Origin of the sequence: Xanthobacter sp. SG618, from assembly GCF_012932745.1 — a bacterium.
Classification (GTDB): Bacteria; Pseudomonadota; Alphaproteobacteria; order Rhizobiales; family Xanthobacteraceae; genus Xanthobacter; species Xanthobacter flavus.
Window position 1 is genome coordinate 217,315 of the sequence record NZ_JABBHL010000006.1, and the last position, 26,047, is coordinate 243,361.

Annotated in this window: 24 protein-coding genes; 12 read left to right on the plus strand and 12 right to left on the minus strand. The window is 69.7% G+C overall.

The features are described 5' to 3' along the window. Nucleotides 1-52 precede the first annotated feature (52 nt). The 6 genes from FHT36_RS17365 (at nt 53) to FHT36_RS17390 (ending at nt 6,308) form a co-directional block, all read left to right on the plus strand. Entirely contained in the window at nt 53-757 is a 705-nt protein-coding gene (locus FHT36_RS17365; protein ID WP_169123740.1) for a GntR family transcriptional regulator, read from the plus strand. A 102-nt stretch (nt 758-859) separates the two neighbouring features. Continuing rightward, a complete protein-coding gene (locus FHT36_RS17370) occupies nt 860-1,639 on the plus strand; it encodes an SDR family oxidoreductase (RefSeq protein ID WP_169123741.1) in 780 nt (259 codons plus the stop codon). 65 nt (nt 1,640-1,704) lie between these two features. After that, complete coding sequence (locus tag FHT36_RS17375; protein ID WP_169123742.1) at nt 1,705-2,838, plus strand: pyridoxal phosphate-dependent aminotransferase; 1,134 nt, start codon at nt 1,705-1,707, stop codon at nt 2,836-2,838. A 162-nt stretch (nt 2,839-3,000) separates the two neighbouring features. Further along, nucleotides 3,001-3,906 (plus strand): alpha/beta fold hydrolase, encoded by a 906-nt coding sequence (locus FHT36_RS17380; RefSeq protein ID WP_169123743.1) that lies wholly within the window; start codon nt 3,001-3,003, stop codon nt 3,904-3,906. Nucleotides 3,907-4,107: 201 nt separating this feature from the next. Beyond that, nucleotides 4,108-5,358, plus strand: a complete 1,251-nt coding sequence (locus FHT36_RS17385; protein WP_169123744.1) for a Zn-dependent hydrolase — start codon at nt 4,108-4,110, stop codon at nt 5,356-5,358. Continuing rightward, entirely contained in the window at nt 5,355-6,308 is a 954-nt protein-coding gene (locus FHT36_RS17390; protein WP_169123745.1) for a cupin domain-containing protein, read from the plus strand. The genes FHT36_RS17385 and FHT36_RS17390 overlap by 4 nt, the downstream gene beginning before the upstream one ends. On the opposite strand, the gene FHT36_RS17395 is transcribed toward FHT36_RS17390, so the two are convergent. Together FHT36_RS17395 and FHT36_RS17400 are read right to left on the minus strand one after the other, a co-directional pair. After that, complete coding sequence (locus FHT36_RS17395; RefSeq protein WP_348644496.1) at nt 6,292-6,921, minus strand: glycosyltransferase; 630 nt, start codon at nt 6,919-6,921, stop codon at nt 6,292-6,294. The two genes, FHT36_RS17390 and FHT36_RS17395, sit on opposite strands and share 17 nt — an antisense overlap. Nucleotides 6,922-7,025: 104 nt before the next feature. Then, nucleotides 7,026-7,214, minus strand: coding sequence for a hypothetical protein (locus tag FHT36_RS17400; protein ID WP_169123746.1), 189 nt, complete (start codon nt 7,212-7,214; stop codon nt 7,026-7,028). Nucleotides 7,215-7,385: 171 nt separating this feature from the next. Between FHT36_RS17400 and budA the strand changes: the two genes are divergently transcribed. Continuing rightward, on the plus strand, nt 7,386-8,219 hold the full coding sequence (gene budA, locus FHT36_RS17405) for an acetolactate decarboxylase (RefSeq protein ID WP_169123747.1): 834 nt from the start codon (nt 7,386-7,388) through the stop codon (nt 8,217-8,219). Nucleotides 8,220-8,234: 15 nt separating this feature from the next. Here the strand turns inward: budA and FHT36_RS17410 are convergent, their stop codons facing one another. From FHT36_RS17410 to FHT36_RS17425, 4 genes are all read right to left on the minus strand, one after another. Next, complete coding sequence (locus tag FHT36_RS17410) at nt 8,235-8,783, minus strand: hypothetical protein (RefSeq protein WP_169123748.1); 549 nt, start codon at nt 8,781-8,783, stop codon at nt 8,235-8,237. 313 nt (nt 8,784-9,096) lie between these two features. Beyond that, nucleotides 9,097-12,162: an efflux RND transporter permease subunit gene (locus FHT36_RS17415; RefSeq protein ID WP_169123749.1), complete on the minus strand. Its 3,066-nt coding sequence runs from the start codon at nt 12,160-12,162 to the stop codon at nt 9,097-9,099. Further along, nucleotides 12,159-13,217, minus strand: a complete 1,059-nt coding sequence (locus FHT36_RS17420; protein WP_169123870.1) for an efflux RND transporter periplasmic adaptor subunit — start codon at nt 13,215-13,217, stop codon at nt 12,159-12,161. The genes FHT36_RS17415 and FHT36_RS17420 overlap by 4 nt, the downstream gene beginning before the upstream one ends. Nucleotides 13,218-13,231: 14 nt before the next feature. Next, nucleotides 13,232-14,410 carry an efflux RND transporter periplasmic adaptor subunit gene (locus tag FHT36_RS17425; RefSeq protein ID WP_169123750.1) on the minus strand — a complete coding sequence of 393 codons (1,179 nt, stop codon included), beginning with the start codon at nt 14,408-14,410 and terminating at the stop codon, nt 13,232-13,234. A gap of 257 nt (nt 14,411-14,667) precedes the next feature. On the opposite strand from FHT36_RS17425, the gene FHT36_RS17430 reads away from it, so the two are divergent. Together FHT36_RS17430 and FHT36_RS17435 are read left to right on the plus strand one after the other, a co-directional pair. Further along, a complete protein-coding gene (locus FHT36_RS17430; protein WP_169123751.1) occupies nt 14,668-15,249 on the plus strand; it encodes a TetR/AcrR family transcriptional regulator in 582 nt (193 codons plus the stop codon). Between the two features lie 66 nt (nt 15,250-15,315). Further along, nucleotides 15,316-16,233 (plus strand): alpha/beta fold hydrolase, encoded by a 918-nt coding sequence (locus FHT36_RS17435; RefSeq protein WP_169123752.1) that lies wholly within the window; start codon nt 15,316-15,318, stop codon nt 16,231-16,233. Nucleotides 16,234-16,268: 35 nt separating this feature from the next. Here the strand turns inward: FHT36_RS17435 and trxC are convergent, their stop codons facing one another. Next, complete coding sequence (gene trxC, locus FHT36_RS17440; RefSeq protein ID WP_169123753.1) at nt 16,269-16,718, minus strand: thioredoxin TrxC; 450 nt, start codon at nt 16,716-16,718, stop codon at nt 16,269-16,271. Nucleotides 16,719-16,994: 276 nt separating this feature from the next. On the opposite strand from trxC, the gene FHT36_RS17445 reads away from it, so the two are divergent. Continuing rightward, complete coding sequence (locus FHT36_RS17445; protein WP_169123754.1) at nt 16,995-19,085, plus strand: c-type cytochrome; 2,091 nt, start codon at nt 16,995-16,997, stop codon at nt 19,083-19,085. 135 nt (nt 19,086-19,220) lie between these two features. Here the strand turns inward: FHT36_RS17445 and FHT36_RS17450 are convergent, their stop codons facing one another. From FHT36_RS17450 to dsbD, 3 genes are read right to left on the minus strand one after another with little or no spacing between them, the layout of a single operon-like run. After that, nucleotides 19,221-19,907: a L,D-transpeptidase gene (locus FHT36_RS17450; protein ID WP_210257842.1), complete on the minus strand. Its 687-nt coding sequence runs from the start codon at nt 19,905-19,907 to the stop codon at nt 19,221-19,223. Continuing rightward, the gene (locus tag FHT36_RS17455; protein ID WP_169123756.1) at nt 19,907-20,536 is read right to left on the minus strand and encodes a DsbA family protein; all 630 of its coding nucleotides are present in this window, start codon (nt 20,534-20,536) and stop codon (nt 19,907-19,909) included. The genes FHT36_RS17450 and FHT36_RS17455 overlap by 1 nt, the downstream gene beginning before the upstream one ends. Before the next feature lie 22 nt (nt 20,537-20,558). Then, entirely contained in the window at nt 20,559-22,391 is a 1,833-nt protein-coding gene (gene dsbD, locus FHT36_RS17460) for a protein-disulfide reductase DsbD (protein ID WP_169123757.1), read from the minus strand. A gap of 76 nt (nt 22,392-22,467) precedes the next feature. Between dsbD and FHT36_RS17465 the strand changes: the two genes are divergently transcribed. Next, entirely contained in the window at nt 22,468-23,130 is a 663-nt protein-coding gene (locus FHT36_RS17465; RefSeq protein WP_169123758.1) for a response regulator, read from the plus strand. Further along, on the plus strand, nt 23,127-24,473 hold the full coding sequence (locus FHT36_RS17470) for an ATP-binding protein (protein WP_169123759.1): 1,347 nt from the start codon (nt 23,127-23,129) through the stop codon (nt 24,471-24,473). Before FHT36_RS17465 ends, FHT36_RS17470 begins: the two co-directional genes overlap by 4 nt. A gap of 9 nt (nt 24,474-24,482) precedes the next feature. On the opposite strand, the gene FHT36_RS17475 is transcribed toward FHT36_RS17470, so the two are convergent. Next, a complete protein-coding gene (locus FHT36_RS17475; RefSeq protein WP_169123760.1) occupies nt 24,483-25,589 on the minus strand; it encodes a YeeE/YedE family protein in 1,107 nt (368 codons plus the stop codon). An 80-nt stretch (nt 25,590-25,669) separates the two neighbouring features. Continuing rightward, on the minus strand, nt 25,670-26,041 hold the full coding sequence (locus FHT36_RS17480; protein WP_169123761.1) for a metalloregulator ArsR/SmtB family transcription factor: 372 nt from the start codon (nt 26,039-26,041) through the stop codon (nt 25,670-25,672). Nucleotides 26,042-26,047: the final 6 nt, after the last annotated feature.

Here is a 26,047-nt window from a genome sequence, read left to right on the forward strand (position 1 = left end):
CGGTCGCGTTGATGTATACTGAACTGCAATTTCGAGAATGCAAATGGCTATCATGAGTGCACAAGAAGGCAGCACCTGCCTGCCCCTTGACCAGAATGGCCGCTCCGGCGTGCCGGGCGAGACCCTGGCCGATCGCATCCGCCGGGCGCTTGAGGCGGATATTTCCTCCGGCCGTCTGGAGCCGGGTTCGAAGCTGGACGAGCAGGAGCTGGCCGAGCAATTCGGCGTTTCCCGCACGCCGGTGCGCGAAGCGTTCCGGCTCTTGGCGGCAAGCCATCTGGTGGAATTGCGCGGCCGGCAGGGGGCCGTGGTGCGCACCATTTCCGCGCAGAGCCTCATCGAGATGTTTCAGGTGATGGCGGAGTTGGAGGGCCTGTGCGCGCGCCTCGCCGCCCGCCGCGCAAACCCCGCACAGCTCGGCCGAATCGAGGCGATTCACAAGCGGCTGGAGGACGTTAGCGCCTCAGGCGATGTCGACCTCTTCTATGATGTGAACCAGGAGTTCCACGAAGCCGTCTACGAGGCCTCCTGCAACGGCTTCCTCGCCGACCAGACCCGCCGGCTGCGCAACCAGGTGGCCGCCTATCGCCGCCGCGTCACCCATCGCCCGAGCCGGATTCCCAAGACATTGAAGGAACATGGCGAGGTCATCGCCGCCATCCGCGCGCATGATGACGAGGCGGCCCAGCGCGCCATGCGCGACCATGTGAACCTGCTCGGCGACGATCTGCTGGACTTTCTTGCCGCCTACGGGTGATGCCGTGCGTGTTTTTCGAATTTCTTGGTATGCATATTGCTAGAGTTTGTATATCCAATTTGGCGACCTCATCGGCGCCATCTGCCCAGCGGAGATGCAAACTTGAAGCTCGACCTCACCGAAAAGACCGCCCTCATCACCGGCGCCTCCAAGGGCATCGGCCTTGCGACGGCCCGCGTGTTCGCGCAGGAGGGTTGCCATCTCCATCTCGCCGCCCGCAACGGTGAGGCGCTCGCCGAGGCCAAGGCCGAGATCGAGGCCGCCCACGGCGTGAAGGTGTCGATCTATGCGGTGGACCTCGGCTCAACCGAAGCCATGGAGAAGCTGGCGGCCGACGTGGGCGACGTGGACATCCTCGTCAACAATGCCGGCGACATCCCCGCCGGCTCGCTGGACGTGGTGGACGACGCCGCCTGGCGGCGCGGCTTCGACCTCAAGGTCTTCGGCTACATCACTCTCTCGCGCGCCTATTATTCCCGCATGCGCGGCAAGGATGGCGTGATCGTCAACGTCATCGGCAATTCCGGCGAGAACTGGGATGCGAGCTACATCGCCGGCTCCACCGGCAATGCCGCGCTCATGAGCTTCACCAAGGCGCTCGGCGGCGCGAGCCTCAATGACGGGGTGCGCGTGGTGGGCGTGAACCCCGGCCCCGTCGCCACCGACCGCATGCTCAAGATCATGAAGCGCAAGGCCATCGACATGCTCGGCGCCGAGGAGCGCTGGGAGGAGCTGTTCGACAAGTATCCCGGCAAGCGCCCCGCCACGGCGGAAGAGGTGGCGGATCTCGTCGCCTTCCTCGCCTCGCCGCGCGCCGGCTACATCACCGGCACCAACGTGACCATCGACGGCGGCATCTCCGCCCGCGGCTCGGTCATCTGACGCACCCGTTTGCCGGCGCCGCCGCGACGGCGGGCGCCGGCCTCCCTTTCGAGGAAACTGCCTTCATGTCCTCCGCCCGGCTGCGCAACCGCTATTTCGACACCCTGTTCTCCACCCCCGGCCTCATGTGGATGGGCCAGAACACCAACCACATCGCCGCCCATCCCGCCGTGGAAGAGGCCATGATCTCCTCCATCCGCGCGCAGGAATACAATGCCTATGCGCCCCCGCTGGGCTTCGAGGCGCTGCGTGCCGCCATCGTGGACGACCTCGGCACGCCGGGCGCGGAAGCGCTCATCACCGAGGGCGGGGTGAATGCGCTGGCCCTCGTGTGCCGCGCCCACTGCCGGCCGGGCACCACCTTCGTCACCACCGATCCCACCTGGAAGTGGCCGTGCCTCTTCGCCTCCCAGATGGGCGCCGAGGTGATCGAGATCCCGATCTACGATCCCGCCGTGAACTACAAGCTCACCCCCGAGGCGCTGAAGGCCAACGTGGATGAGCGCACCGCCATCATCTATCTCGTGGACCCCAACAATCCCCTCGGCATCCGCTACACCCGCGAGGAGATCGAGGCGTTCTGTGAGATCGCCAAGGATTGCGGCGCGCTGCTGGTGCACGACTGCACCTATCGCGACTTCGCCGACGGCCATTATCCCGCGCTGCTCGCGGCGCCGGACCGGGCGCTGGTCTCGCTCTCCTTCTCCAAGTGGCTGGGGCTGGCCGGCATGCGCATCGGCGCGCTGGTGGGCGCGCCCGAACTGCTCGACGCCTGCTCCGCCCGCACCACCTCGGTGCTCGGCGCGAGCGTCCTCGCCCAGCGCGCGGCGGAGGCGGGGCTGAAGGTGAAGCCGGAATGGATGCAGACGGTGCGCCGCATCGACCGCGCCAACAAGGCGAAGATCCACGATGCCGCCCTCGCCATCGAGGGCCTGAGCGTGCCGGTCTATCCCTCCCACGGCAACTTCCTCGTCATCGAGACGCAGGCCGCCGGCATCCGCCCCGAGGCGCTGGTGGAGGCCGCCCGCCGCAAGGATCTGATGATCCGCCAGGGCACCTATCACACCGCCCGCTTCGGTGACCGCTTCATCAAGGTCTCCACCTCCGTCCCGGAAGAGTGGGCCGACCGCTTCGTGGAACTGCTGCCGTCGCTGGTGGCCGAGGCCCGGACGCTGAACGACGTGCCCGCGCAGTTCTGACGGTTTGTCGTCGTCATGGCCGGGCCTGTCCCGGCCATCCACGTCGCGGGGCCTGGAATGACCGCCAGACGCGTTTCCCACCGGCCCGACGTGGATGCCCAACACAAGGCCGGGCATGACGGTTCAGAAAGTTCGACGATTTCCCCCAAAGGGACCATTGCCATGACTTACGCAGACCTCACCGCCACCCATAAGGTCACCGCCAAGGACGGCGTGAAGCTCCATGTGGAGGAGGCGGGGCAGGGCACGCCCATCCTCTTCATCCACGAATTCGGCGGCAATCACATGAGCTGGGAGCCGCAGATGCGGTTCTTCGCCCGCCGCCACCGCTGCATCACCTACGCCGCGCGCGGCTATGCGCCCTCCGATATCCCGACCGACGTGGAGGCCTATTCGCAGGCCATCGCGGCGGATGATGCGGTGGCGGTGCTGGACGGCCTCGGCATCGAGAAGGCGCACATCGTCGGCCTCTCAATGGGCGGCTTCTGCACCGTGCATTTCGGTCTGCGTACGCCCGAGCGCGCGCTCTCCCTCACCGTCGCCGGCGCAGGCTATGGCTGCGAGAAGGAGCACGAGGAATATTTCCGCGGCGTGTCGCTGGCCGTGGCCGAGAATTTCGAGAAGCTGGGCGCGAAGGAATTCTCCAAGATCTATGCGCTGGGTGCGAGCCGCGTGCAGTTCGAGGTGAAGGACCCGCGCGGCTGGCGCGAGTTCGCCGACCGCCTCGCCACCCATTCGGACATCGGCGCGGCCATGACCATGCGCGGCGTGCAGGCGCGGCGGCCCTCCTTCTGGGATCTGGAGGAGGGGCTGAAGCAGATGATGGTGCCCACCCTGGTGATGGTGGGGGACGAGGACGACCACTGCCTCCAGCCGGGCATCTACCTGAAGAAGGTGATCCCCGCCTGCGGCCTCAGCGTCTTCCCCAAGGCCGGGCACACGCTGAACCTGGAGGAGCCGGCGCTGTTCAACGCCCAGCTCGCCGAGTTCATCGCGCAGGTGGAAGCCGGCAAGTGGATGCCGCGCGATCCGCGCGCCATCCCCGGCCAGATCATGCGCACGGCGTGAGGCGATGATGAGCACGCCGCGCACGCGCGTCCCGGACCAGCGACGTCAAGGCCGGAGCGCCGAGCCGGGACCCAGGGGAAAAGTCCGCACAGCGGTCGTGCCCCCTGCGGCGGCAGGGGTATCGCGCCTTCGGCAAATCCTGGCGCTGGGTCCCGGCTCTCCTTGCGCTGCGCTCCAGTCGGCCGGGACGCGAGGCATGGCATGACGACGACACCGCCCATCTCCCCCGAACGCCTCATGGCCCGCCTCATGCGGCTCGCCGAGATCGGTGCGCTGCCCAAGGGCGGGGTGGATCGGCAGGCGCTCACGGCAGGTGAGATCGAGGCGTGGCGGCTCATCCTCTCATGGGCCGAGGAGGAGGGGCTGGAGGCGGCGTGCGATGATGCCGGCAGCCTCTTCCTCACCTTGCCGGGCACCGATCGCGCGCTGGCGCCTCTCCTCGCCGGCAGCCACATCGACACCCAGCCCACCGGCGGCAAGTATGACGGCGCGGCCGGGGTGATGGCGGCGCTGGAGGCGGTGGTAACGCTGAAGCGCGCGGGCGTGACGCCGCGTCGTGACCTCACAATCGTCGCCTGGATGAACGAGGAAGGCTCCCGCTTCGCCCCCGGCATGATGGGCTCGGAAGCCTTCGCCGGCGTGCGCTCCCTCGCCGAGATCCGCGCCGTCACCGATGCGGAGGGCGTCAGCGTCGCCACGGCGCTGGATGCGCTCCACGCCGCCTTCCCCGATCTGCCACGCCTTCCGCTCGGCTTTCCCGTCGCCGCCTATCTGGAACTGCACATCGAGCAGGGGCCAGTGCTGGAGGCTGAGGGCAAGGTGGTGGGCGTCGTCACCGGCATCCAGGGCAAGAAGACGTGGGAAGGGGTCATCGAAGGCAGTCCCGGCCATGCCGGCACGCTGGCCATGGCCGAGCGGCGCGATGCGCTCGCCGCCTTCGCCCGCATGGCCCACCGGCTCTATCCCGAGGTCGGCGGTCACGACGATCAGGTGATGTTCACCATCGGACGCCTCGTGATGGAGCCGAACGCCCCCTCCGTCGTGCCCGCCCGCGTCACCTTCCGGGTCGACCTGCGCCATCCCGACGGCGCGGCGCTGGATCTGCTCGGCGCGCGCTTCGAGGCCATCTGCGCGGAGGAGACGGCGCCCTGCGGCCTCGCCCTCACCCGCCTCGTGGATGCGCCGCCCAACGGCTTCGATGCCGGCCTCATGGCGAAGATCACGGCGGCGGCCGAACGCCACGCCATCCCCGCCATGCCGATCCTCTCCGCTGCGGGACACGATGCGCGGCACCTCGCCAAGGTGTGCCCCAGCGCCATGATCTTCATTCCCTGCCGCGACGGCGTCTCCCACGCCGAGCACGAATTCGCCGAGCCCGCCCACATCGCCGCCGGCACGCAGGTGCTGGCCGACGTTCTGGGGGAACTGGTTGCCGAGGAGACCGCATCATGAGCCAGCCCGCCGCCCTCAGCCAGAAGCCCGATATGGCCGACCTGCCGGCCCAGATGCCCGCCGCGCCCCACAGCCCGGCCGAGGCGCGGGCGCGCTATTTCAACTCGGGCAACGCCTTCAACATCAAGCTGCCGCCGGTGCCCAGCCGCCTGTTCACGCAGGAGCCCGCGCGGGCGCTGGCGGATGGCGCGACCACCGGCTTCATTCCCTGCGACCAGTCGGACGCCATGGCCTGCGGCTTCCCCGCCACCACGCCGCTGATGCTGGCGCGCTATGCGGTGGTGGCGGCGGGCGCGCGCTTCACCGTGGACCTGCGGGCCACCGGCTCCATCTGGTACGTGATCGCGGGGCGGGGGCAGGTGGACTGCCTCGGCGAGAGCCTCTCCGTTGCGCCGGGCGACGTGTTCCTGCTGCCGGGCTCGCCCGCGCGCATCACCGCCGGTGCGGAACAGCTCGTGATGTGGGTGGTATCGAACGAGCCGCAGCTCGCCCTCAACGGCGACTTGCCGCCGGACGAGGCGCGCCGGCCGGTGGCGGTGGTGCATTATCCCGCCGCGGAGATCGCCCGGCAGGTCGACATCATCTACGACCATGCCCAGAACGCCCAGACCTCGGGCATCGCCCTCATCTTCTCGTCCGAGCCGCAGGCGGCGGCGCGCAACATCCTGCCGAGCCTGACCCTTTCGCTGAACACGCTGCCGCCCGGCGAGCACCAGCGGGCGCACCGGCACAATTCAGCGGCCATCACCCTCGTGCTGCAGGGCGAGAACTGCCATTCCATGGTGGATGGTGTCCGTTGCCCGTGGAGCCAGTGGGCGACGCTGGTGACGCCCCCCGGCGCCCCGCACTCCCACCACAATGCGGGCAGCGAACGCGCGCTGTTCCTCATCGTGCAGGATGGCGGGCTGCACTATCACGCCCGCACCATGGGCTTCAGCTTTCTGGAATAAGCGCTGGCGCCTTGCCCGTCTCGGGCAGCAGAACGTGCGGGCGCAGCACATGGATGTGCCGGCGGCCGATGCGGGCGACGAGGCGGCGCTCGGCCTTGGAGCCCTGGGGATGGCCGCCGAGCCTGTCATAGTAGCGGCGGGAGATCAGCAGCCCCTGTCCCGGCACCGGCAGGCCGATGACGGCGAGGCGCGCCGCCGCCATGGCTTCGCCGAGGCGGGGGCGCAGGCCGTAGCCATCCACGGCGAGGCGGAAGGTGGCGGCGAGCCGGTCGGCCTGTCCGCGCCGCTGGGCGGTCTCGATGAAGGCCAGCACCTCGCGCGGCCAGCCTTCCTCCAGCATCGAGCCATCGGTGAGGAAGAGAAGCCAGGAGCCCCGGCCCTGCGCCGTGCCCTGCTTCAGCCGAAGGCCGAGATCCTGCACGCCCTTGAAGAAATTGCAGCCGGCGGCGTCGGCGATGGTGGCAGTGCCATCGGTGGAGCCGGAATCCGCCAGCGTCACGTCGCTCAGCACGCCGGCCGTCACGCCCTGGACGAGCGCGGACAGCACCGGTACGAGCCGGCGCTCGGAATTGTGCGTTGCGATGACGGCGGACAGCACGGGAAACGTTCTCACGGGGGCGTTTCCCAGCTATACCTGCACGGGCGCGCGACGTCGATGCGGCACCGCAACATTCCTGTCTCGCGGGGACCCCGCCTGCTCGGGCGGGAGGGTTGCCGCTATTTGGGGCAGGGCACTTCCTTGTAGACGGCATCGGCGAACTGCTTCACGCCGACATTGATGCGCAGGGGTGAGGTCCAGGTGACGTAAGTGACGATGCCGCGGGTCATGGAGATGACTTTGTAATTGTCGAGGCCCTTCGTCTTGTAGCACTTACCGGGCTGAATATCCTCTTCCTTCAAGGGCATGGCAAAAATCCGCTGGCTATAGCAATGCCGCCAGTATGGGTTCGCCCGCCCGCCGAATCAAGAATGGCCCCGCTTGGGATGGCGGTGCGCCGTCACGCCGCCGTTTGCCTCGGAGCCCTGAATCTGCTCTTGGGGGCCGTTGACTCTGAGCCGACCGGAGAGACGGACCCCATGCCGCGCATAGAGATCGATCTTCCGCTCTCCCTCAAGACCGCGCTGGAACAGGAGGCGGCCCGCTCGGGCAAGGACCTCGGCGCGCACATACGCGCCATCCTCGCCGATCACCTGAAGGCCGAGGTGCACACGGTGTTCCAGATCTCCACCTCCGGCGCGCTGGTGGCGGGGGTCTATGACCGGGAAGTCAGCGTCGGCGCGCTGCTGGAGCACGGCGATTTCGGCCTCGGCACCTTCGCCGGGCTCGACGGCGAGATGGTGGTGCTGGATGGCAAGGCCTTCCAGGCGCGGGCCGGCGGCGAGGTGCATGAGGCGCCGGCTGACGCGGGCTCGCCCTTCGCCGTGGTGACGCGCTTTTCCGCCGATCAGGTGGGCGAGACCGAGGGCGTCTCCAGCTTCGACGGCCTCGGCGCGGCCTGCGACTGCTTCCGCTCCTCCAACAACATCTTCCATGCCGTGCGGCTCGACGGGCGCTTCAAGCGCGTGAAGGCTCGCGCCGTGTGCCCGCCCAAGCCCGGCACCTTGCTCGCCGATGCGGCGAAGACCCAGAGCGAATTCACCTTCGAGGATGTGGACGGCACGCTGGTGGGCATCTGGTCGCCCGCTTATTCCGCCGAGTTCAGCGTGGAGGGCTATCACTTCCACTTCCTCTCGGACGATCGCAGCCAGGGCGGGCACGTGCTGGAGGTGGAGGCGGGGCCGCTGAAGATCGCGGTGGAGAACCTGACCGACTTCCACCTCATCCTGCCCGAGACCGAGCACTTCCTGAAGGCGAACCTCGACCAGGACGTGGCGGCCACCCTCAGCAGCGTCGAGCGCTCGCACAGCTAGGCGGCGCCCGCCGCCTCAGTCGGCGGCGCCGTGGCGGCTGAACAGGATCTGTCGCATCCGGTCCGCGCCGATGGCGCGCGTGACATTCTTGAAGGCGAAGAACGGCAGCAGGGACACGAACAGGATGATCGAGACGATCAGCGCCCCCACCAGCCCGCCGCCGCCGACTTCGATGTCGTGGGCGGTGATGGCATGGCCGCTGAACTTGGCGATCACCGACCGCTCGATGACGTGGAAGACGAGGAAGAACAGGGTGCAGATCGCCGCCTCGTAGAAGATGACCAGGATGAGCGGCCGGCCCCTGAGCCAGCGGGCGACCTCCAGTTCCTCGATCACCAGCATCACCTTGGCGAGCACCAGCGCGTTAAGGAAGGCGAAGCCCTGGAAGGTGACCGTGTCGCCGTGCGCGCGCTCCACCAGCGCCTGATTGAGCACGAACAGGCCGAGCAGCACCCACAGATACAGGAACAGCACCACGAAGCTGCGCGCCTGCCGGATGGCCATCCCCTTCAGGGCGGCTGCCCGGCTGGCGGTCCCCTCGGCCTTCGGATTCCGCTCGCTCATGCCCGCTGTCCCCTCTCGACGTTCTCGCCGGGGATCGGCATGGCGAGGTGGAAGGCCGCGCCCCCATGCGCGCCGTGCACCTTCAACACATCCAACACATCCATGATTTCCGCGATCCCGGCCCGCCGCTGGGCGGGGGCGTAGATGTGCGGGAAGGCAGCGTCGAAGGCAATATGGAGAAGCCCAAGCTCAATCCCGCCGTGGCGCGGCCGGTGGTGCCGCTGCGGACAGGCTGCACCTGTTCGATGCGGGTTCCGGCAGGCGCATCGGGTCGGCCGGATCGGCGGCCCGATGATCCCTGGTGCCGGCCGGCTCAGCCGGCCTGCGCGCCATCCCCGGGCTTCGGAGCGGGAATGCGGAACCAAGCGACATAGAGCGCCGGCAGGAACAGGAGCGTCAGCACCGTTCCCACGATGATTCCGCCCATCATGGCGTAGGCCATCGGCCCCCAGAACACCTCGCGTGCGATGGGGATGAGGCCGAGGCTCGCCGCCGCCGCCGTGAGCATGATGGGCCGCATGCGGTGCTCGGTCGCCTCCCGCACCGCGTCCCAGGGCGGTCGGCCCTCGGCGCGCAGCTGCTCGATCTGCACGATCAGGATCACCGAGTTGCGGATGAGGATGCCGATGAGCGCCAGCACGCCCAGGATGGCGACGAAGCCCAGCGGCGCGCCGCTCGGTACCAGCGCGGCGACCACCCCGATCAGCGCCAGCGGCGCGACGGCGAACACCAGCACCAGCCGCTGGAAGCTCTGCAGCTGGATCATCAGGATGGTGGCCATGATGAACAGCATCAGCGGCATCACCGCGAGGATGGGGGCCTGGCTCTTCTGGCTCTCCTCCACTGCGCCGCCGATGACGACGCGATAGCCGGGCGGCAGCTTCGCGTTGAAGGCCGCGACCGCGGGCGTCAGCTGCTCCACCACCGTGTTCGGCTGGGCCGTATCGATGATGCCGGCCTTGGCCGTGATGGTCGGCAGCCGCGAGCGTCGCCAGATGGTGGGCTGCTCGATCTCGTAGCGCAGGGTCGCCACCGCCGCGAGCGGCACGGAGCGTCCGCCCGAGCCGGGCAGCTGCAGATCGCGCAGGGTCTCGATGGACTGGCGCTCCTGCGCATTGGCGCGGCCGAGCACGGTCACGAGATAGATGTCGTCCCGCACCTGGGTGATGGCCGTGCCGTCGAGCACGCCATTGAGCGCGCCGGCGATGTCCTCGGAGGTCACGCCCAGCTGACGCGCCTTGTCCTGGAGCACGTCCACCTTGATGACGCGGGCGGGCTCCATCCAGTCGAACACCACGTTGCCGAGGTGCGGGTTGCCGCGCATGACGCTGGCGAAGTCCAGGGCGTAGCTGCGCACCTGCTGGATGTCCGGCCCGCTCACCCGGTACTGCACCGGACGGCCGACGGGCGGGCCGATGTCGAGGAAGTGGACGAAGGCGTCGGTGCCCGGCATGGCCTTGTCGAGATAGGCCTGGAACTGCCCCTTCAGGCGGTTGCGCTCCTCCAGACCCTTGGTGACGATGATCGTCTGGCCGAACGCCACATCCGCCGGCTGCACGTCCACCGGCAGCACGAAGCGGGGGGCGCCCGTGCCCACATAGGTGGACCAGTGGTCGATGTCGGGATTGCCCTTCAGCACCTCCTGCTCGAAGCGCGCCATTTGGGCGTTGGTCTCGGCGATGGAGGCGTTCTGCGGCAGGTTCCAGTCGACGATCAGCTCCCTGCGGTCGGAGGACGGGAAGAACTGCTGCTGCACCAGGCCCATGCCGGCGAGGGAGAGGATGAAGACGAGCACCGTCACGCCGATGGTGGTCCAGCGCCACAGCATGGCGCGCTTCAGGACCCACGCGAACGCGCGGGCGAAGCGGCCGCCGCCTTCCTTGTGATGCGGCAGGCTCTTCGGCAGGATCGCGACGCCGAGGAGCGGGGTGAACAGCACCGCCACCAGCCACGACACTAGCAGTGACACCGCGATGACGACGAACAGGGTGAAGGTGAATTCGCCCGCGTTGGAATTGTTGAGACCGATGGGGATGAAGCCGGCCACCGTCACCAGCGTGCCCGAGAGCATGGGAAACGCCGTCGAGGTGTAGACGTAGGTGGCAGCCTTCCGCAGCGTATCGCCGGCCTCCAGCCGCGCCACCATCATCTCCACCGCGATCATGGCGTCGTCCACCAGCAGCCCGAGGGCGATGATGAGCGCGCCCAGCGAGATGCGCTGGAGCGAGATGCCGGTATAGGCCATCACCATGAAGGTGATGGCGAGCACCAGCGGGATCGAGATCGCCACCACCAGTCCCGCCCGCAGCCCGAGGCTGACGAAGCTGATGGCGAGCACGATGATGACCGCCTCCATCAGCGCGCGGGTGAAGCCGCCCACGGCCTCCTCCACGATCTGCGGCTGATCGGAGACGAGATGAACGCCGACGCCCACCGGCAGGTCGGCCTCGATACGCGTCATCTCCGCCTTCAGCGCCTCGCCGAACTGGAGCAGGTTGGCGCCGGCCTTCATGCCGATGGCGAGGCCGATGGCCGGCTCGCCGTTGAAGCGGAACAGCGACTGCGGCGGGTCCACATAGCCGCGTCGGATGGTGGCGATGTCGGTGAGGGGGAAGAAGCGGCCGTTGATCCGCAGGTTGATCGCCTTGAGGCTCTCCTCGGAGGAGAAGCGGCCGTTGACGCGCACGGCGATGCGCTCCGGCCCGGCCTGCAGCACGCCCGAGGGCACCAGCGCGTTTTGCGCCTGGAGCGAGGTGAGGACCGCGCGCTGGTCGATGTCGAGGGCGGCCATCTTGCGGGTGGAGAATTCGAGGAAGATCACCTCGTCCTGCGCGCCGATGATGTCCACGCGGCCGACATTGGGCACGGTGAGCACCTGCGCGCGCACCTCCTCCACCCGGTCGCGCAGCTGGCGCTGGGTGAGCCCGTCGCTGGTGAAGGCGTAGATGTTGCCGTAGACGTCGCCAAACCGGTCGTTGAACTGCGGCCCCGTCACCCCCTGCGGGAAGGTGCCGCGGATGTCGTTGACCATGTTGCGCACCTGCAGCCAGGTGGGCACCACATCGCGCGCCTTGGTGGTGTCGCGCAGGTTGACGAAGATCGTCGTCTGGCCCGGCACGGTGAGGCTGCGGGTGTAGTCCAGCGCCTCAAGCTCCTCGAGCTTCTTCTCGATGCGGTCGGTGACCTGCCGCGTCATCTCCTGAGCCGACGCGCCGGGCCATTGCGCCTGGATCACCATGGTCTTGATGGTGAAGGCGGGGTCCTCCTCGCGGCCGAGCTGCAAGTAGGACATGAAGCCCGCGAGGACGAAGGCGAGCATGAAGTACCAGACGAGCGAGCGGTGCTCGAGCGCCCAGTCGGACAGGTTGAACGACTTCACGGCTGGGCATCCTGCGCTAGACGGACTTTCTGACCCTCGGACAGGCTGTGCACGCCGGCCGTCACGAGGCGGGTTCCCGCTTCCAGTCCCGCGGTCACCCGCGCCTTGTCGCCGGAAGCGGCGGACGCGGTGATCTCCTGGGCGTGGACCGTCCGGTCCTCCGCCGTGACGCGCCAGACGAAGGACTTGCCGTCGCGGGTAAACACGGCAGATCCGGGAATGAACAGATCCGACGCGAGGTTGCCGGCGGGGCGGGCCGCGACGGTCGCGCCGAGCCGGAAGGCCTCGGGCGGATTGTCGAGGGTGATGCGCACGCGGCGGGTGCGGGTCACGCTGTCGGCCTGGGGCGCGATCTCGCGCACCCGGCCGGTGGCGACGGGCGCCCCATCGAGCTGGAGGCTGAGCTGGAACGGCGATCCGATGCTGATATCACCGATGAAGTCCTCGCCGATATCCACCACCGCCTCGCGCACATCAGGCCGCGCGATGGTGACGACGCTGCGCCCGGGGGAAACCACCTGTCCCAACTCCGCGCCGACCGCCGTGACGACCCCGGCGAATTCGGCCTTGAGCTGGGCGTAGCCCAACTGCTCGCGCGCCTTGACGAGGTTCGCCTGGGCGCGGGCCAGCGATGCCTCGGCGGCGGCGCGGCCTTGCTCGGCGCTCTCGAACGTCGCCCGGCTGGTGGCGGCGGTCTCCAGCAGGGTCCGCTGGCGGTCCTCCGTGCCGGATGCGTTGGTGAGCTGCGCCTGGGCGTTGGCGACCTCCGCGAGGGCGGAGCGCACCGCGAGCTTCAAAGCCGTGTCGTCGATGGCCGCGACGACCTGGTCCTTCGTGACCACGTCGCCCACGTTCACCGACCGCGCCAGCAGCCGCCCAAGCACGCGGAAGCTGAGGTCCGTCTGGACCTGCGGCTCGATGGTGCCGGCCACTTCGAGCACGTCGCGAGACATGGGCTGCACCACCGCCGTGAGTACCGGGCGGGGCGGAACGGCGGGGGCAGCGGCCTGCTCGCCGCAGCCGGCGAGGGCGGCCGCGGAAGCGAGCACCAGCATCAGGCGGGCGTGTCTCACGAGCCGCTCTCCAGTGTGTAGTCGACGGTCTGGCCGGTGCTGAGGCGCTTGGCGCCGTCCACCACCACGAGGTCTCCCGGCGCGAGCCCGGAGGAGATGACAATGGAGCCGGTCTCGAAGGCCTCCACGGCGACCTTGGCGAGGGAGACCGCATGGGTCTTCGGATCGATCCGCCAGACGGCGGGGGCCCCGCCGTCGGAGGCCAGCGCGCCCCAGGGCAGGACGATCCGGGGCGTCGCCTTCCACGTCACCGTTCCGGTCACCGGGCTGCCGAGGGCCATTAGATCCGGCGGCGCGTTGATGGCGACCTTCACCCGCACGGTGCCGTTGCTGGCATCGATGACCGGGGAGACCTCCCGCACGCGCCCGTCCGCGGCGACCTTGGGATCGGAGACCAGCGAGATCCTGATGCGGTCGGTCTCGCTGTTGCGGAAGAAGGTCTCATAGACGTCGAACACCGCATCGCGCGTGCCGTCCTCGGCCAGCGTGAACACCGACTGGGCGGGCTGCACCACCTGTCCGACCTCGAACGTGCGGGCGGTGATGATGCCGGCCGCGCGGGCGCGCAGCTCGGCATAGCCCAGCGCATCCCGCGCCGTTCCAAGCTGGGCCCGCGCGGTCTCCAGCGCGCTTTCCGCCGCGCCCGCCGTCTCGGTCGCCTGATCGTAGGCGGCGCGGGTGGTGTAGCCCTTGGCGAGCAGCGTCGACTGCCGATCGAGATTGGACGTGGCGACGCGCAGCCGGGATTCCGCGGCCGAGACGGTGGCCGTCGCCGCGTCGAGGTCGGCCTGCTGCTCGGTGGGGTCGACCCGCGCGAGAAGGTCGCCGGCGGCGACGTGAGCGCCCACGTCCACCAGCCGCTCCGAGACCCGCCCGCCGACCCGGAAGGAGAGCTGGGTGAGGACCTTGGCCTCGACGTCCCCCGTCAGAGAGACCGAGGTGGCACGATCGGCAACCGTGACAGCCATGGCCCGGACGACAAGGGCGGGTCGCGTCGACTCGGCTGTCGTGTGGGATGCCTCCTTCGGCGCGCCCTTCGCCGTTCCCTGCCCGTCGCAGGCGGCGAGCAGGCCCGCGAGGGCGAGGATGCAGATCAGCGTGGCCGTCGGCCGCCGCACAGGCGAACGGTCGCCCGCTCCGGCGTTCGCCGCCGGCGCACGATACAGGGATTGCATGGGGGATCAGGCCGTTCTGTTCATGACCCGGCGCGCCGCGCCGCAGCCGCGCCCTGCGGCGCGGTCGGGGGGCACATGTCCAGGAGATGCATCTTCAGGGGGCGCGCGCCGGTGCACAGACATGGAAAACTCCGCTGCGGAACCTCGCGCCCCTCGGTTCTGCTATCCCTGTAGCGCGAGCCGCAGGCCGAAGTCAACAGGTGTTGACCTCTCGCCCGCAGCCTCCTACGCCTTGAGGCCGGACGAGGACGGATGTGATGACCAAGACCCGTGACAGCTCGGCTCCCGCTTCGGGGCGGGAGCGCATTCTGGAGGCGGCCGTCGGGCGGTTCTCGCGGCAGTCCTATGACCAGACCGGGCTGCGCGAGATCGCCGCCGATGCAGGCGTGGACGTTGCCTATGTGCATCGCGCCTTCGGTTCCAAGGAGCAGCTGTTCCATGCGGCGGTGAAGCGGGTAATGCAGACCGAGAAGTTCCTCGATGATCTCGGCACTGATCCGGCCCGGATGCTGGCGGCCCATGTGGTGTCGAAATCCAAGGCGGACGCGGGCTGCGAGGCCGGGCCGATGGGCATCCTGATCCACTCCCTCACCAGCCCGAAGGCGGCGGCGGTGCTGCGCGCGGTGGTGATCGAGGACTTCGTGGCGCCCCTGGGCACGCAGCTTGACGCCAACGCCACGCAGCGCGCGGCGCTGGCGGCGGCGCTGCTGATGGGGTTCAGCATCCTGCGCGACGTGCTGGAACTTCCCGTCCTGACGGAGGGACCGGGCGGCTCGCTGGAGCGCGGTCTCGCCGATGCGCTGGCGGTGGTTCTGGGACAAGCGAATCCGAGAATTTGATCCGGGTAGTATTGACTGAAATTTGATCCGGGTATTAATGGCGGGCCCTCTCTTCCGGACGTCGCCATGCCCCGCGTGAAAGCCAACGGTCTCGACATCGCCTTCGACAGCTTCGGCCCGCTGGACGGCGAGGCGATCCTGTTGATCGCCGGCCTCGGCGTTCAGATGATCCGCTGGCCGGATGCGTTCTGCGCGGCCCTCGCGGGGTACGGCTTTCGCGTGATCCGCTTCGACAATCGCGATGCCGGCGGCTCGACCCATCTCGACCAGCACGCGCCGCCGGACCTCGGCGCGCTTGTTGCCGGGCTGATGGCGGGGCGGCGGCCGGAGGTTCCCTACACCCTTCACGACATGGCGGCCGACGCGGTGGGCCTGCTCGATGCCCTTGCCATCCCGCGGGCGCATGTGGTCGGCCTGTCCATGGGCGGCATGATCGCGCAGATCATGTCGAGCGAGCATCCCGGCCGGGTGCTCTCCCTCACCTCGATCATGTCAGGCACCGGCAATCCGGCGCTGCCCCAGGCTGAGCCGGACGTTCTTGCCAAGATGATGCGCCCCGCGCCCGATCCGGTGATGGACGAAGCGGGCTTCGTGGCCCACAGCCTCGCCTTCGCCCACCGCATCGCCGGCCCGGCGCATCCGGTGGATGACGGCGCACACCGCTCCCTCGTGCTGGAGGAGGCGCGACGCGCCCATGATCCCCGGGGAGTGGGCCGGCAGCTCGCCGCCATGGTCGTGGCGGGGGACCGCCGTGCCCGGCTCGCGACCATCGCCGTGCCCGCGCTCGTCATCCACGGCGCGTGCGATCCGCTGATCCCTCCGGCCTGCGGCGCCGACACCGCGGCTTCAATCCCCGGCGCCGAATTCCTGCTGGTCGAGGGCATGGGCCACCATCTGCCGGCGAGCCTTCACCAGAGGGTGGCCGATGCCATCATCCGTGTGGCACAGTCGGCCGGTGGCGATCAGGCCGGGGCCTGCCACTGAGCGTGGCCTCGAGCGCGCACGGGCACCGTTATGGTTCAGCGCGCCGCGCCAGCGGCGACGTGCTGGTCCACGAAGGCGCGGAGCTGCCCGCCGGAGAGGGCGCCGCTCTGGCGGGCGATTTCCCGGCCGCCACGGAACAGGATCAGCGTCGGGATCGAGCGGATCTGGAAGCGGGCGGCGAGCTGCGGTTCGGCTTCCGTATCCACCTTGGCCAGCCGCACGCGCGGCTCCAGCGCCGCGGCGGCGGCCTCGAATGCGGGCGCCATGGCGCGGCAGGGGCCGCACCAGCCGGCCCAGAAGTCCACCAGCACCGGCAGGTCGTCCGAGCCGATCTGCCGGTCGAACGCCGCCGTCGTGAGCGCCACGGGATGCCCCGTGAACAGGGCCTGCCCACAGGAACCGCAACGCCCGCCGCCGCGCCGCTCGGCGGGCAGGCGGTTGAGCTGCCTGCAATGGGGGCAGGGGATGATGATCTTGTCGGACATGATGTCGATGACGACCGCCGGGCGCCGAAACCGGTTCGCACGCGGCCGTTCCTTTCTCCTGTCCAGATAGGTCGTCGGGCCTGCGCTGCAAGGCGCGCGGGAAATTTCACAGTTGCGGTGCGTCAATGCCCAGCTGCGGTGCGGGCGTAGTGTCGCCGCGCGGGACTTGGACGGCGGCGCGACAGCAGCCGCGAATCGCCGGAGGGACGGGAAGCCGTTTCTCCGGGAGGGTTCGTGCGTGCTTTCGAGGCGCCGGCCATGACAGGAGGTCGTTCCATGAACGACGAAGGTACAATCCGGCGCAGGCCGCGATTGAAGACGCTCGCGGCGGCCGCAGCCGGCGTTGCGGTGGTTGGCGCAGCGGTTTTCGGGTGGATCGTCACCCCGCCGCGCATCGATGATGGCGGCCGCACGCTGCCGCAGGCGGCAGCCCCGGAGCTGGTAGCGCGGGGCAAGTACATCGCCGAACTGGGAGACTGCGTCGCCTGCCACACCACGGCGGACGGAAAGCCCATGGCCGGCGGGCGCGGGCTGGAGACGCCGTTCGGCCTGCTCTACTCCACCAACATCACCCCCGATCCGAAGACCGGCATCGGCCGCTACAGCTTCGGCGCCTTTGACCGCGCCATGCGCAAGGGTGTGACCGCCGACGGCACCCACATGTACCCGGCCATGCCGTACCCGTCCTATGCGAAGATGTCGCCGGACGACATGTACGCGCTCTACGTCTACCTCATGAAGGGCGTGGCACCGGTGGACAGCCCCAACCGGCCGTCCGGTATCGGCTTCCCCTTCAACCAGCGCTGGACGCTCGCCTTCTGGAACGAGATGTTCCTCGACAGCCACCCCTTCGTCGCCGATGCCGGCAAAAGCGAGGTGTGGAATCGCGGCGCCTATCTGGTGCAGGGCCTCGGCCATTGCGGCGCCTGCCACACGCCGCGGGGCATCGGCTTCCAGGAACGCGCCATGTCCGACACGGACGGCAGCGGCGAAACGTTCCTCGCGGGCTCAAAGGTCGAGGAATGGAACGCGGTCAACCTGCGCGGCCTTGGCGACGTGGATGACACGGTGGAACTGCTGAAGACCGGCCAGAACCGCTTCGGCACCGTCTCCGGCTCCATGACCGAGGTAATCCACAACTCCACCCAGAACTTCACCGACGCCGATCTCGTGGCCATCGCCACCTATCTCGGCGGCCTGCCCACCGACCAGCCGCGCGCGCCGCGCCCGGCGACGCCGGACACCGGCATTCCCGCGGCCATGTTCACCACCCGTGGCGGACTCGCTTACGCCCAGTTCTGCGCCGACTGCCATCGCCTGAACGGGGCCGGCGTCGCCAAGGTGTTCCCGCCCCTCGGCGGCAATCCGACGGTCGCGGCCAAGGACCCCTCGACGCTCGTCCACATCACCCTGACCGGCTGGGCGACGGCGCAGACGCAGGCGCATGCCCGCGTCTTCACCATGCCCGGCTTTGCCCGGCTGGGGGACGATGAGATCGCCGACATCCTCTCCTTCGTCCGTGCCAGCTGGGGCGGCGGTGCGGCGCCGGTCACGGCCGCGCAGGTGAAGGCTGCGCGCGCGACGCTCGACCCGAAGGTGGATACCCGGCCCTTCGACACACCGCGCATCGCGGATGTGCTGAAGGAGCCCAATGCGGCCCAGCTGGTGCGCGGCATGCGCCTCAATACCGAGACACACACTCTGCTGCCGAAGAATGTCGGCAACGTGCTGAACTGCTCCAGCTGCCACCTCAATGCCGGCACGGTGGCCGACGGCTCGCCCTATGTGGGCGTCTCCGCCTTCTTCCCGAGCTACGCGCCGCGGGCCGGACGGGAGATCACGCTGGAAGACCGCATCAACGGCTGCTTCCTGCGCTCCATGAACGGCAAGCCGCTGGCCAAGGACGGCGACGACATGAAGGCCATGGTGGCCTATTTCGACTGGATGAAGCGGGAGACGAAGCCCGAGGACAAGGTGGAGGGCCGCGGCGTCGGCAAGATCAGCCAGGCGATCAAGCCGGATACGGAGAACGGCGCCAGGGTCTACGCCGCCCAGTGCGCCGTCTGCCACGGGTCGAACGGAGAGGGGATCAAGGACGCCGCCGGCGCCTTCGTCTATCCCCCGCTCTGGGGCGACCAGTCCTTCAACATCGGCGCGGGCATGGCGCGCACCTACACGGCCGCGGCGTTCGTGAAGCGCAACATGCCCATCGGCTTCCACGGCGGCTTCCCGCTGGGCCAGGGCGGCCTCACCGACCAGGAGGCGGTGGATGTGGCCGAATACTTCAGCCACATGCCGCGGCCGGACTTCGCCCCCAAGGTGAACGACTGGCCGAAGGACAAGAAGCCGGCGGACGCCCGCTACTGACCGCCTGAAACAACGAGCGCCCGGGCCGTGCAGGGTCCGGGCGCTCGCGCATCCCCCCGTCGCGGGACAATGGACGGGTGGAAAGGGTGAAAGTGTTGCGTTGCCTCGCTCAGGCGCCGCGCAGGCTTGGAGGACTCAGACGGGAAGCACCACCACCTTCGTGCCGTTCGGCACGCGGCGGTACAGGTCGATCACGTCCTGATTCATCATGCGGATGCAGCCGGAGGAGACCGCCTCGCCGATGGTCCACGGCTCGTTGGTGCCGTGGATGCGGTAGAGCGTGTCCTTGCCGTCCTTGAACAGATAGAGCGCGCGGGCACCGAGGGGATTGGTCTCGCCCCCCGCCATGCCACCGGCCCAGGGGCGATACTTGGCGGGCTCGCGGGCGATCATGGCGTCGGTGGGCCGCCAGCTCGGCCATTCGCGCTTGTTGCCCACATTCGCCGTGCCGGAGAATTCGAGCCCTTCGCGGCCGACACCCACGCCGTAGCGCAGCGCCTTGCCGTTCTCCTGCACGAGATAGAGGAAGCGGTTCCGGGGATCGACCACCAGCGTGCCCGGCTCCTGTCCGGTGGGGTTGCTCACCAGCTGGCGGACGTTGCGCGGCTTGATGTCGTCGGGATCAGCGGCGGGAATGCGGAAGCCATTGTCCTCCAGCGCGCCATAGCGCGCGGCATCGGTCGGCGCGATGTGCGGCGCCTTCACCGGCATCTCCTCCTGCGTCGTCACGCAGGCCCCGAGGGCCAGCGGCAGGAGGAGGGTGGTGAACAGGCTGCGACGAGAGAGCATGTTGGCGGCGGAGAGAGGATCCACGTGCGGCATCATTCCCCCGCGGTCTGGCGGCGGCGGGCTTCGGCCACAGCGCGCTTGAAGCTCGAATAGTCGAGGGTGGAGGCGAGCAGCGGGCCGACCAGATAGGTGGGTGTGCCGCTGAGGCCGAGGGACTCCGCCTGCGCCGCGTTGCGCTTCAGGAGCGCGCCGATGTCCGCGATGTGGGCTTTGAGGTCCGCCAGCAGCCGGTCGAGGTCGACGCCCGAGCCGGCCACCGCCTTCAGCATGGTCGGCTCTTCGATGCGGCGGCCGGGGATGGCCATCAGGGCGTTATGAACCGTCTCGTAGCGCCCCTGATAGGTCGCCGCGAGCGCCAGCTGCGCGCCGTAGACCGAAGCCTCGGTCAGCACCGGCCAGTCCTTGTAGACGAGCCGGATGTGCCCGTCCTCCTTCACCACGCGGGCGAGGTCCGGCGCCGATTTCTTGCAGAAGGGGCAGTTGTAGTCGAGGAAAGCGACGATGGTGACGTCGCCGTCCGCATTGCCGAACGTGGGCGCGGCCGGGTCGCGGAGGATGGCGTTGACGTCGACGCCTTCCGCCCGTGCCCCGCGCGTGCCCGCCAGCGCGGCCGGCACGAGCGCCGTGAGCGCGGCGATGCGGATGAAGTCCCTGCGTCGCATGGGTCGTCCTTCGGTCATGGGGTCAGAGGCCCGCTTGAATGGCGAGGTGGTCGATGTCGGCGAGGGTCAGCGCGCCCACGCGGCGCGATCCCGGCACCTCGCGTCCTGTGGGATCGAGGAGGAAGAGGGTGGGCGGGCCGATGACCGCGTAGCGGCCCATGAGGGCCTGCGCGCCGTCGCCATACCGGGTCACGTCCACGGCGATCCGATCCAGCCCGGACAGGCGCGCGGCTGCGGCCGGCGCAGCCATCGTCGTTTCGTTGGACTTGCAGACCGTGCACCAGTCGGCGGTGAAGGAGACGAGGGTGGGGCGGCCGTCCTGACGGGCGGCGAGTGCCTGCGTCAGCGCCGCGGGGGATGACACCCGCACCTCCCGCGCTTCCGCGATGACCGGGCGGGACGGCGCGGCGAGGAAGCCGAGGGGGCGCAGTGGATCGCTCGCGCCGCCGGCCGCACCGACCAGCAGCAGGAGCCCGCACGCCACGGCGGCGATGCCTGCCGTCTTGCCCAAGGTTTTGCCTATCGGGCGGCCGGCGTCGGCGTGGGAGGCCAACACATCGAAACCGCCAGCGAATACGCCGAGGCCGATGGCGAGAAGTCCGTAGAGGGCAAGGCCGGCAGCATCGGGCAGCACGCGCGCCGCGAGCCATGCGGCGATGGCGAGGAAGAGCACGCCGCAGCCCTGCTTGATGGCGACAAGCCAGCGTCCCGAGCGGGGCAGGATCTGCGCGCCGAACGCGCCCACCGCCACCAGCGGCGCCGCCATGCCGAGGCCCAGCATGAACAAAGCGGAGGCGCCGCGCGCGGCATCTCCCGTCTGCGCCGCATAGAGCATGGCGGCGGCGAGCGGCGGCGTCACGCACGGCCCCACCACCAGCGCCGAGGCGAAGCCGAGCCCCGCCGCCCCCGCGATGGAGCCGCGCCCGCCCGACGGCAGCCGCGCCGCCAGCGCGGAGGGCACGGCGAGATCGAAAAGGCCGAACATGGCGCTGGCCAGCACGACGAACACGGCGGCCATCAGCCCGATGGCCCATGGCGTCTGCAGCGCCGCCTGAAGGTTCGCGCCGGTCCAGGCGGCGCCCATGCCGAGCACGCCATAGGCGGCGGCCATGGCCAGGCCATAAGCGCCGGACAAGGTGAGGCCACGGGCCGGTGTCGGCTTCGCGCCGCCCCCGGCGAGGATGCCGGAGAGGATCGGCAGCATGGGGAAGACGCAGGGTGTGAAGGCGAGCAGCAGGCCGAGGCCGAAGAAGGCCCCCAGCAGGGGCAGCAGGCCCCTTTGGAACAGCGCATCCATGGCGGCCGGTTGCGCGGCGGGCGCGGGCGCTGCGGCAGGTTCGCGGGGCGACGCGCTGCTCCCTTGGTCCGGCGTGGGCAAGGCTTCGGCGGGCGGACGGGCGGGGGTGATGGCGAGCGTCGCGAGATCCACCTGCCGCTTCACGGCTGGGTAGCAGACCCCCTGCTCGGCGCAGCCCTGGAAGGAGATGTCCATGGTCCCCGTCGCCGGCAGGCCGCTGGTCTGCGCCGCGACGGAGCGGTGATAGATGTCCACCGGGCCGAAATTCGGATCGTCCTTCTCCTCGCCCGGCGGCAAGGCGAGGGGGACGGAGGCGCCTCCCATCCCGGCCTTCAGGCTCTCGCGATAGAGATAGGTGCCCGGCGCGATGCGCCAGCTCAGGGAGAGGCCGCCGTCGGTCGCCCGTATCGCCGAGACGGTGAAGGCCTCGTCCGCCTTCAGGATGCGACCCTGCGCCAGCGCAGGGCCGGCGCCGATGGCCGACAGCACGGCCAGCGCCAGGACGGCGCACGTGCGGCGGAGGTACGACAGGGGAGGGCGGGGCGTGTTCGCGACCATGAACGCTCCCTCGGATGCCCACCTTAAGCGGGCCTTAAGGTCGGGGTAGAAGGGAAGGGGCAAGGGGAGTGGTGTGATGCGCATACTGGTCGTCGAGGACGATCCGGTCCTGATGGACGGCCTCAAGGTGGGGCTCGGCCTCGCCGGGGCGACGGTGGACGATGCGACGACCTGCGCTGATGCGCGGGCGGCGCTCGCGGCCGCGCGCTTCGATGCGGTGGTGCTCGACGTGATGCTCCCGGACGGCTCCGGCCTCGACGTGCTCGCCGGCCTGCGCGCACGAGGGGACACGACGCCCGTCCTCCTGCTCACCGCCCTCGACGAGGCGCCGGACCGGGTGCGCGGCCTCGATGGCGGCGCCGACGATTATCTCGGCAAGCCCTTCGACCTCGACGAGCTGAACGCCCGCGTGCGCGCCATCGCCCGCCGCGGCCACGGCCGCGCCGGCCCGCTGCTCAAGGTGGGGGCGCTGGTGCTCGATCCCGCCACCCTCGCGGCGACGCTGGACGGGCAGTCCATCGCCCTGTCGCGGCGCGAGTTCGCGGTGCTCTCCACGCTCATGGAGCGGCCCGGGGTGATCCGCTCCCGCATGGAGATCGAGGAGCGGCTCTATGGCTGGCAGGAGGAGGTGGAGAGCAACGCCGTGGAGGTGCACATCCACAACCTTCGGGCCAAGGTCGGCCGCGAGACCATCGAGACCGTGCGCGGCCTCGGCTATCGCGTCAGGGGGCCGGCATGACCTCGCTCAAGCGCAGGCTGGTGCTGATCCTGCTGGCGGCGACGGGCGTCATCTGGCTGTGCGCCACCGGCTGGATCTACGCCTCCAGCCGCAGCGAGCTGGAGCACGTTCTGGACACCCGCCTGCAGGAGGCGGCGCGCATGGTCCATTCGCTGGTGGCGGGCGGCAACATCGCGGCCGCCGAGGCCGTAGCGCAGGCGACGGCTCCTCCGGAGGCCGGCTACGAGCGCCAGCTCTCCTGCCAGATCTGGTCGCTGGACGGGCGCCTCGTCGCGAAATCCGGCGGCGCGCCGGAAGAGGCGCTGGCGGGGCCCGCGGAAGGCTTTTCCGAGCGCGTGGTCAACGACGAGCCGTGGCGGGTCTATACTATCCTCGATCCGGAGAAGGGCGTGCGGGTGATGGTGGGCGACCGCATCGGCCTGCGCGACCGGCTGGTGCGCGATCTGGTGGCGGGGCTGCTGGCGCCGGTGATCCTCGTCGTGCCCCTGCTCGGCCTGCTCATCTGGATCAGCGTCGGCCGCGGGCTCGCGCCGCTCCATGCGGTGGCCGGCGATATTGCCGCCCGCGACGGCGAGGACATGCGGCCCGTGGCGCCCGCCGCGGCTCCGGCCGAGATCCGCCCGCTGCTGGAGGCCATCAACGGCCTGTTCGCCAAGGTGGAGGCCGCGCGGCGGCAGGAGCGCGACGTGACCGCCTTCGCCGCGCACGAATTGCGCACGCCCCTCGCCGGCCTGAAGACGCAGGCCCAGATCGCGCTGGCGGCGCATGATGCGCCGACGCGCGAGGGCGCGCTGCGGCAGATCCTCGTCTCGGTGGACCGCACCACCCGTCTCGTGCGGCAACTGCTGGCGCTCGCCAAGCTCGAAGGCACGCCATCCCCGCCGCTCGAAGCCTCCGGAGAGACGCAGGCCGGTGCGCTGCTGCGCGACATCGTGCGCCAGACGTCGAAGCCCGCGACGGCCCATGTGGTAGTGGACGACGCCCTCGACGCGTTGAAGCTGAAGGGCGACCACGAGGCGCTGCATCTGATGCTGCGGAACCTGCACGAGAACGCCGTCGAGCATACCGTCGAGCACATGGCCGGCGGCGGCACCATCGCCTGGCGTCCCTGCGCCGGCGGGCTGTGCGTGGAGGACGAGGGGCCGGGCATTCCCGAGGACGAGCTGCCGCTGGTGACGCGCCGCTTCTACCGGGGGCGCAGCCGGAGCGGGGCGGGAAGCGGCCTCGGGCTCACCATCGCCACCATGGCCGCCGCTCGCGCCGGCGCTCGGCTCACGCTGGAGAACCGCCGCGACGGCGACGGCCTGAGGGCGACCATCGTGTGGCCCCGCGGCGCCGCCTGAGGCGCGCCGTCAGGGCTTGTTGTGGAAGCCGAAGCGGCCGGCCACGCTCTGGCGCACGAAGCCGGTCAGCGAGCCTTCCATCAGCAGCGCGATGCCTAGCCGCGCGCCGACCGCCATCCCCGCCACCGCGAGCGGCCAGGACAAGGCGAACAGGGAACCGGCCGTCAGGCCCTGCCCGATGGTGCAGCCGCCGCAGAGGATGCCGCCCGCGCCCATGAGCACCGCGCCGAGCAGATGGCGCTTCATCTCGCGCGGGTCGTCGAACGCCTCCCAGCGGAACTCGTCCGCGAGCCGTGCAGCGGCGAAGGCGCCGAGGGCGACGCCGAAGACGCTGCCGGCGCCGAACTCGGCGAGGCTCGTGGGCTCGAACAGCACGCCGAACAGAGCGCGCGCCACCGGCGAGACGAAGGTGAGGCTCTGCGGGGGGGTGGGGTGGGCGAATTCGTCCACCAGCCAGGTGGTGGCGAGCCAGCCGGCGACCACGCCGAGGCCCAGCATCACCCCGGCCGTCATCAGCCGTCCGGCGCGGCGCAGCCTGCGGTCGGCGAAGGCCGGCGCCACCAGCGCGACGCCCGCGACGGCGGTGAGGATGCCCCGGAAATCGTGCCCGGTGAGGCGCCCCATGATGGAGGGCAGGTCGCTCGCGGTGCCGGCCGGCAGCAGCAGCGCGACGCGTTCCAGCCCGTCCACCCGGATGCCGGCGAAGATGCCGCGCAGGGTCGCGTAGGCGACCGCCCCGAACACCAGCAGCACGACGAGGCTGCGCAGGTCGCCCGAGCCCAGGCGCACCAGCGAGCCGAAGGCGCAGGTGCCCACCAGCGCCATGCCGAGGCCGAACAGCACGCCCCCGGTGAGGATGCCGAGCCACGGCAGCGCGGTGGTGACGTAATTGGTGCGGTCCGGGGCAAGGATGCCGGCCATGGCGAGGGCCTGCGTGCCGAGCACGGCGAGGCCGAGGGCGAGCGCGAACACCTTCATGCGGCGCCAGTCGTGGCCCACCATGGCGTCTTCCAGCGCACCGAAGGTGCACAGGCGGGCGCGGAACACGGCGAAGCCGACCACCCCGCCCACGGCGAGACCGGCGAGCGCGGTCCACCAGGGGCTTGAAACATCCATTGCGCGCCCTCCTCCCTGAGACGGCCGGAGCGGGACTTGTGAAGCGTCCCGTCGCCGGCCCGGCGCATTTTTTCTGAAGCTTACTTTGCGTCCGATGCGGAGGTGCCGCAATACATGTCGTAGATCACCGAGATCACCCGGCGCACATCATCGTTGGCGAGGCTGTAATAGATGGTCTTGCCGTCGCGCCGCGTGGTGACGAGATCATCGAGGCGCAGGCGCGCCAGCTGCTGGGAGACGGTGGGCTGGCGCAGGGAGAGGATGTTTTCCAGCTCCGTCACCGAGCGCTCGCCCTCCGCCAGCAGGCACAGAAGCAGCAGGCGGTTCTCGTGGGAGAGGGCTTTTAGGAAGTCGCTCGCCTTGCGGGCGTTGCGCATGAGGCGGTCAAGCTCGGGCGAGATCTCCGGGCCTTCCCGCAGCTCGTCCTCAAGTCGCCTGGAAACGATCGACATGTGCCT

Coding starts and splice junctions, on each gene's coding strand:
- FHT36_RS17365 (WP_169123740.1), top strand. CDS start 53: ATGAGTGCACAAGAAGGCAGCACCTGCCTGCCCCTTGACCAGAATGGC.
- FHT36_RS17375 (WP_169123742.1), top strand. CDS start 1,705: ATGTCCTCCGCCCGGCTGCGCAACCGCTATTTCGACACCCTGTTCTCC.
- FHT36_RS17380 (WP_169123743.1), top strand. CDS start 3,001: ATGACTTACGCAGACCTCACCGCCACCCATAAGGTCACCGCCAAGGAC.
- FHT36_RS17385 (WP_169123744.1), top strand. CDS start 4,108: ATGACGACGACACCGCCCATCTCCCCCGAACGCCTCATGGCCCGCCTC.
- FHT36_RS17390 (WP_169123745.1), top strand. CDS start 5,355: ATGAGCCAGCCCGCCGCCCTCAGCCAGAAGCCCGATATGGCCGACCTG.
- FHT36_RS17400 (WP_169123746.1), bottom strand. CDS start 7,214: ATGCCCTTGAAGGAAGAGGATATTCAGCCCGGTAAGTGCTACAAGACG.
- budA (WP_169123747.1), top strand. CDS start 7,386: ATGCCGCGCATAGAGATCGATCTTCCGCTCTCCCTCAAGACCGCGCTG.
- FHT36_RS17410 (WP_169123748.1), bottom strand. CDS start 8,783: ATGAGCGAGCGGAATCCGAAGGCCGAGGGGACCGCCAGCCGGGCAGCC.
- FHT36_RS17420 (WP_169123870.1), bottom strand. CDS start 13,217: ATGCTGGTGCTCGCTTCCGCGGCCGCCCTCGCCGGCTGCGGCGAGCAG.
- FHT36_RS17425 (WP_169123750.1), bottom strand. CDS start 14,410: ATGCAATCCCTGTATCGTGCGCCGGCGGCGAACGCCGGAGCGGGCGAC.
- FHT36_RS17430 (WP_169123751.1), top strand. CDS start 14,668: ATGACCAAGACCCGTGACAGCTCGGCTCCCGCTTCGGGGCGGGAGCGC.
- FHT36_RS17435 (WP_169123752.1), top strand. CDS start 15,316: ATGCCCCGCGTGAAAGCCAACGGTCTCGACATCGCCTTCGACAGCTTC.
- trxC (WP_169123753.1), bottom strand. CDS start 16,718: ATGTCCGACAAGATCATCATCCCCTGCCCCCATTGCAGGCAGCTCAAC.
- FHT36_RS17445 (WP_169123754.1), top strand. CDS start 16,995: ATGAACGACGAAGGTACAATCCGGCGCAGGCCGCGATTGAAGACGCTC.
- FHT36_RS17450 (WP_210257842.1), bottom strand. CDS start 19,907: ATGCCGCACGTGGATCCTCTCTCCGCCGCCAACATGCTCTCTCGTCGC.
- FHT36_RS17455 (WP_169123756.1), bottom strand. CDS start 20,536: ATGCGACGCAGGGACTTCATCCGCATCGCCGCGCTCACGGCGCTCGTG.
- dsbD (WP_169123757.1), bottom strand. CDS start 22,391: ATGGTCGCGAACACGCCCCGCCCTCCCCTGTCGTACCTCCGCCGCACG.
- FHT36_RS17465 (WP_169123758.1), top strand. CDS start 22,468: ATGCGCATACTGGTCGTCGAGGACGATCCGGTCCTGATGGACGGCCTC.
- FHT36_RS17470 (WP_169123759.1), top strand. CDS start 23,127: ATGACCTCGCTCAAGCGCAGGCTGGTGCTGATCCTGCTGGCGGCGACG.
- FHT36_RS17475 (WP_169123760.1), bottom strand. CDS start 25,589: ATGGATGTTTCAAGCCCCTGGTGGACCGCGCTCGCCGGTCTCGCCGTG.
- FHT36_RS17480 (WP_169123761.1), bottom strand. CDS start 26,041: ATGTCGATCGTTTCCAGGCGACTTGAGGACGAGCTGCGGGAAGGCCCG.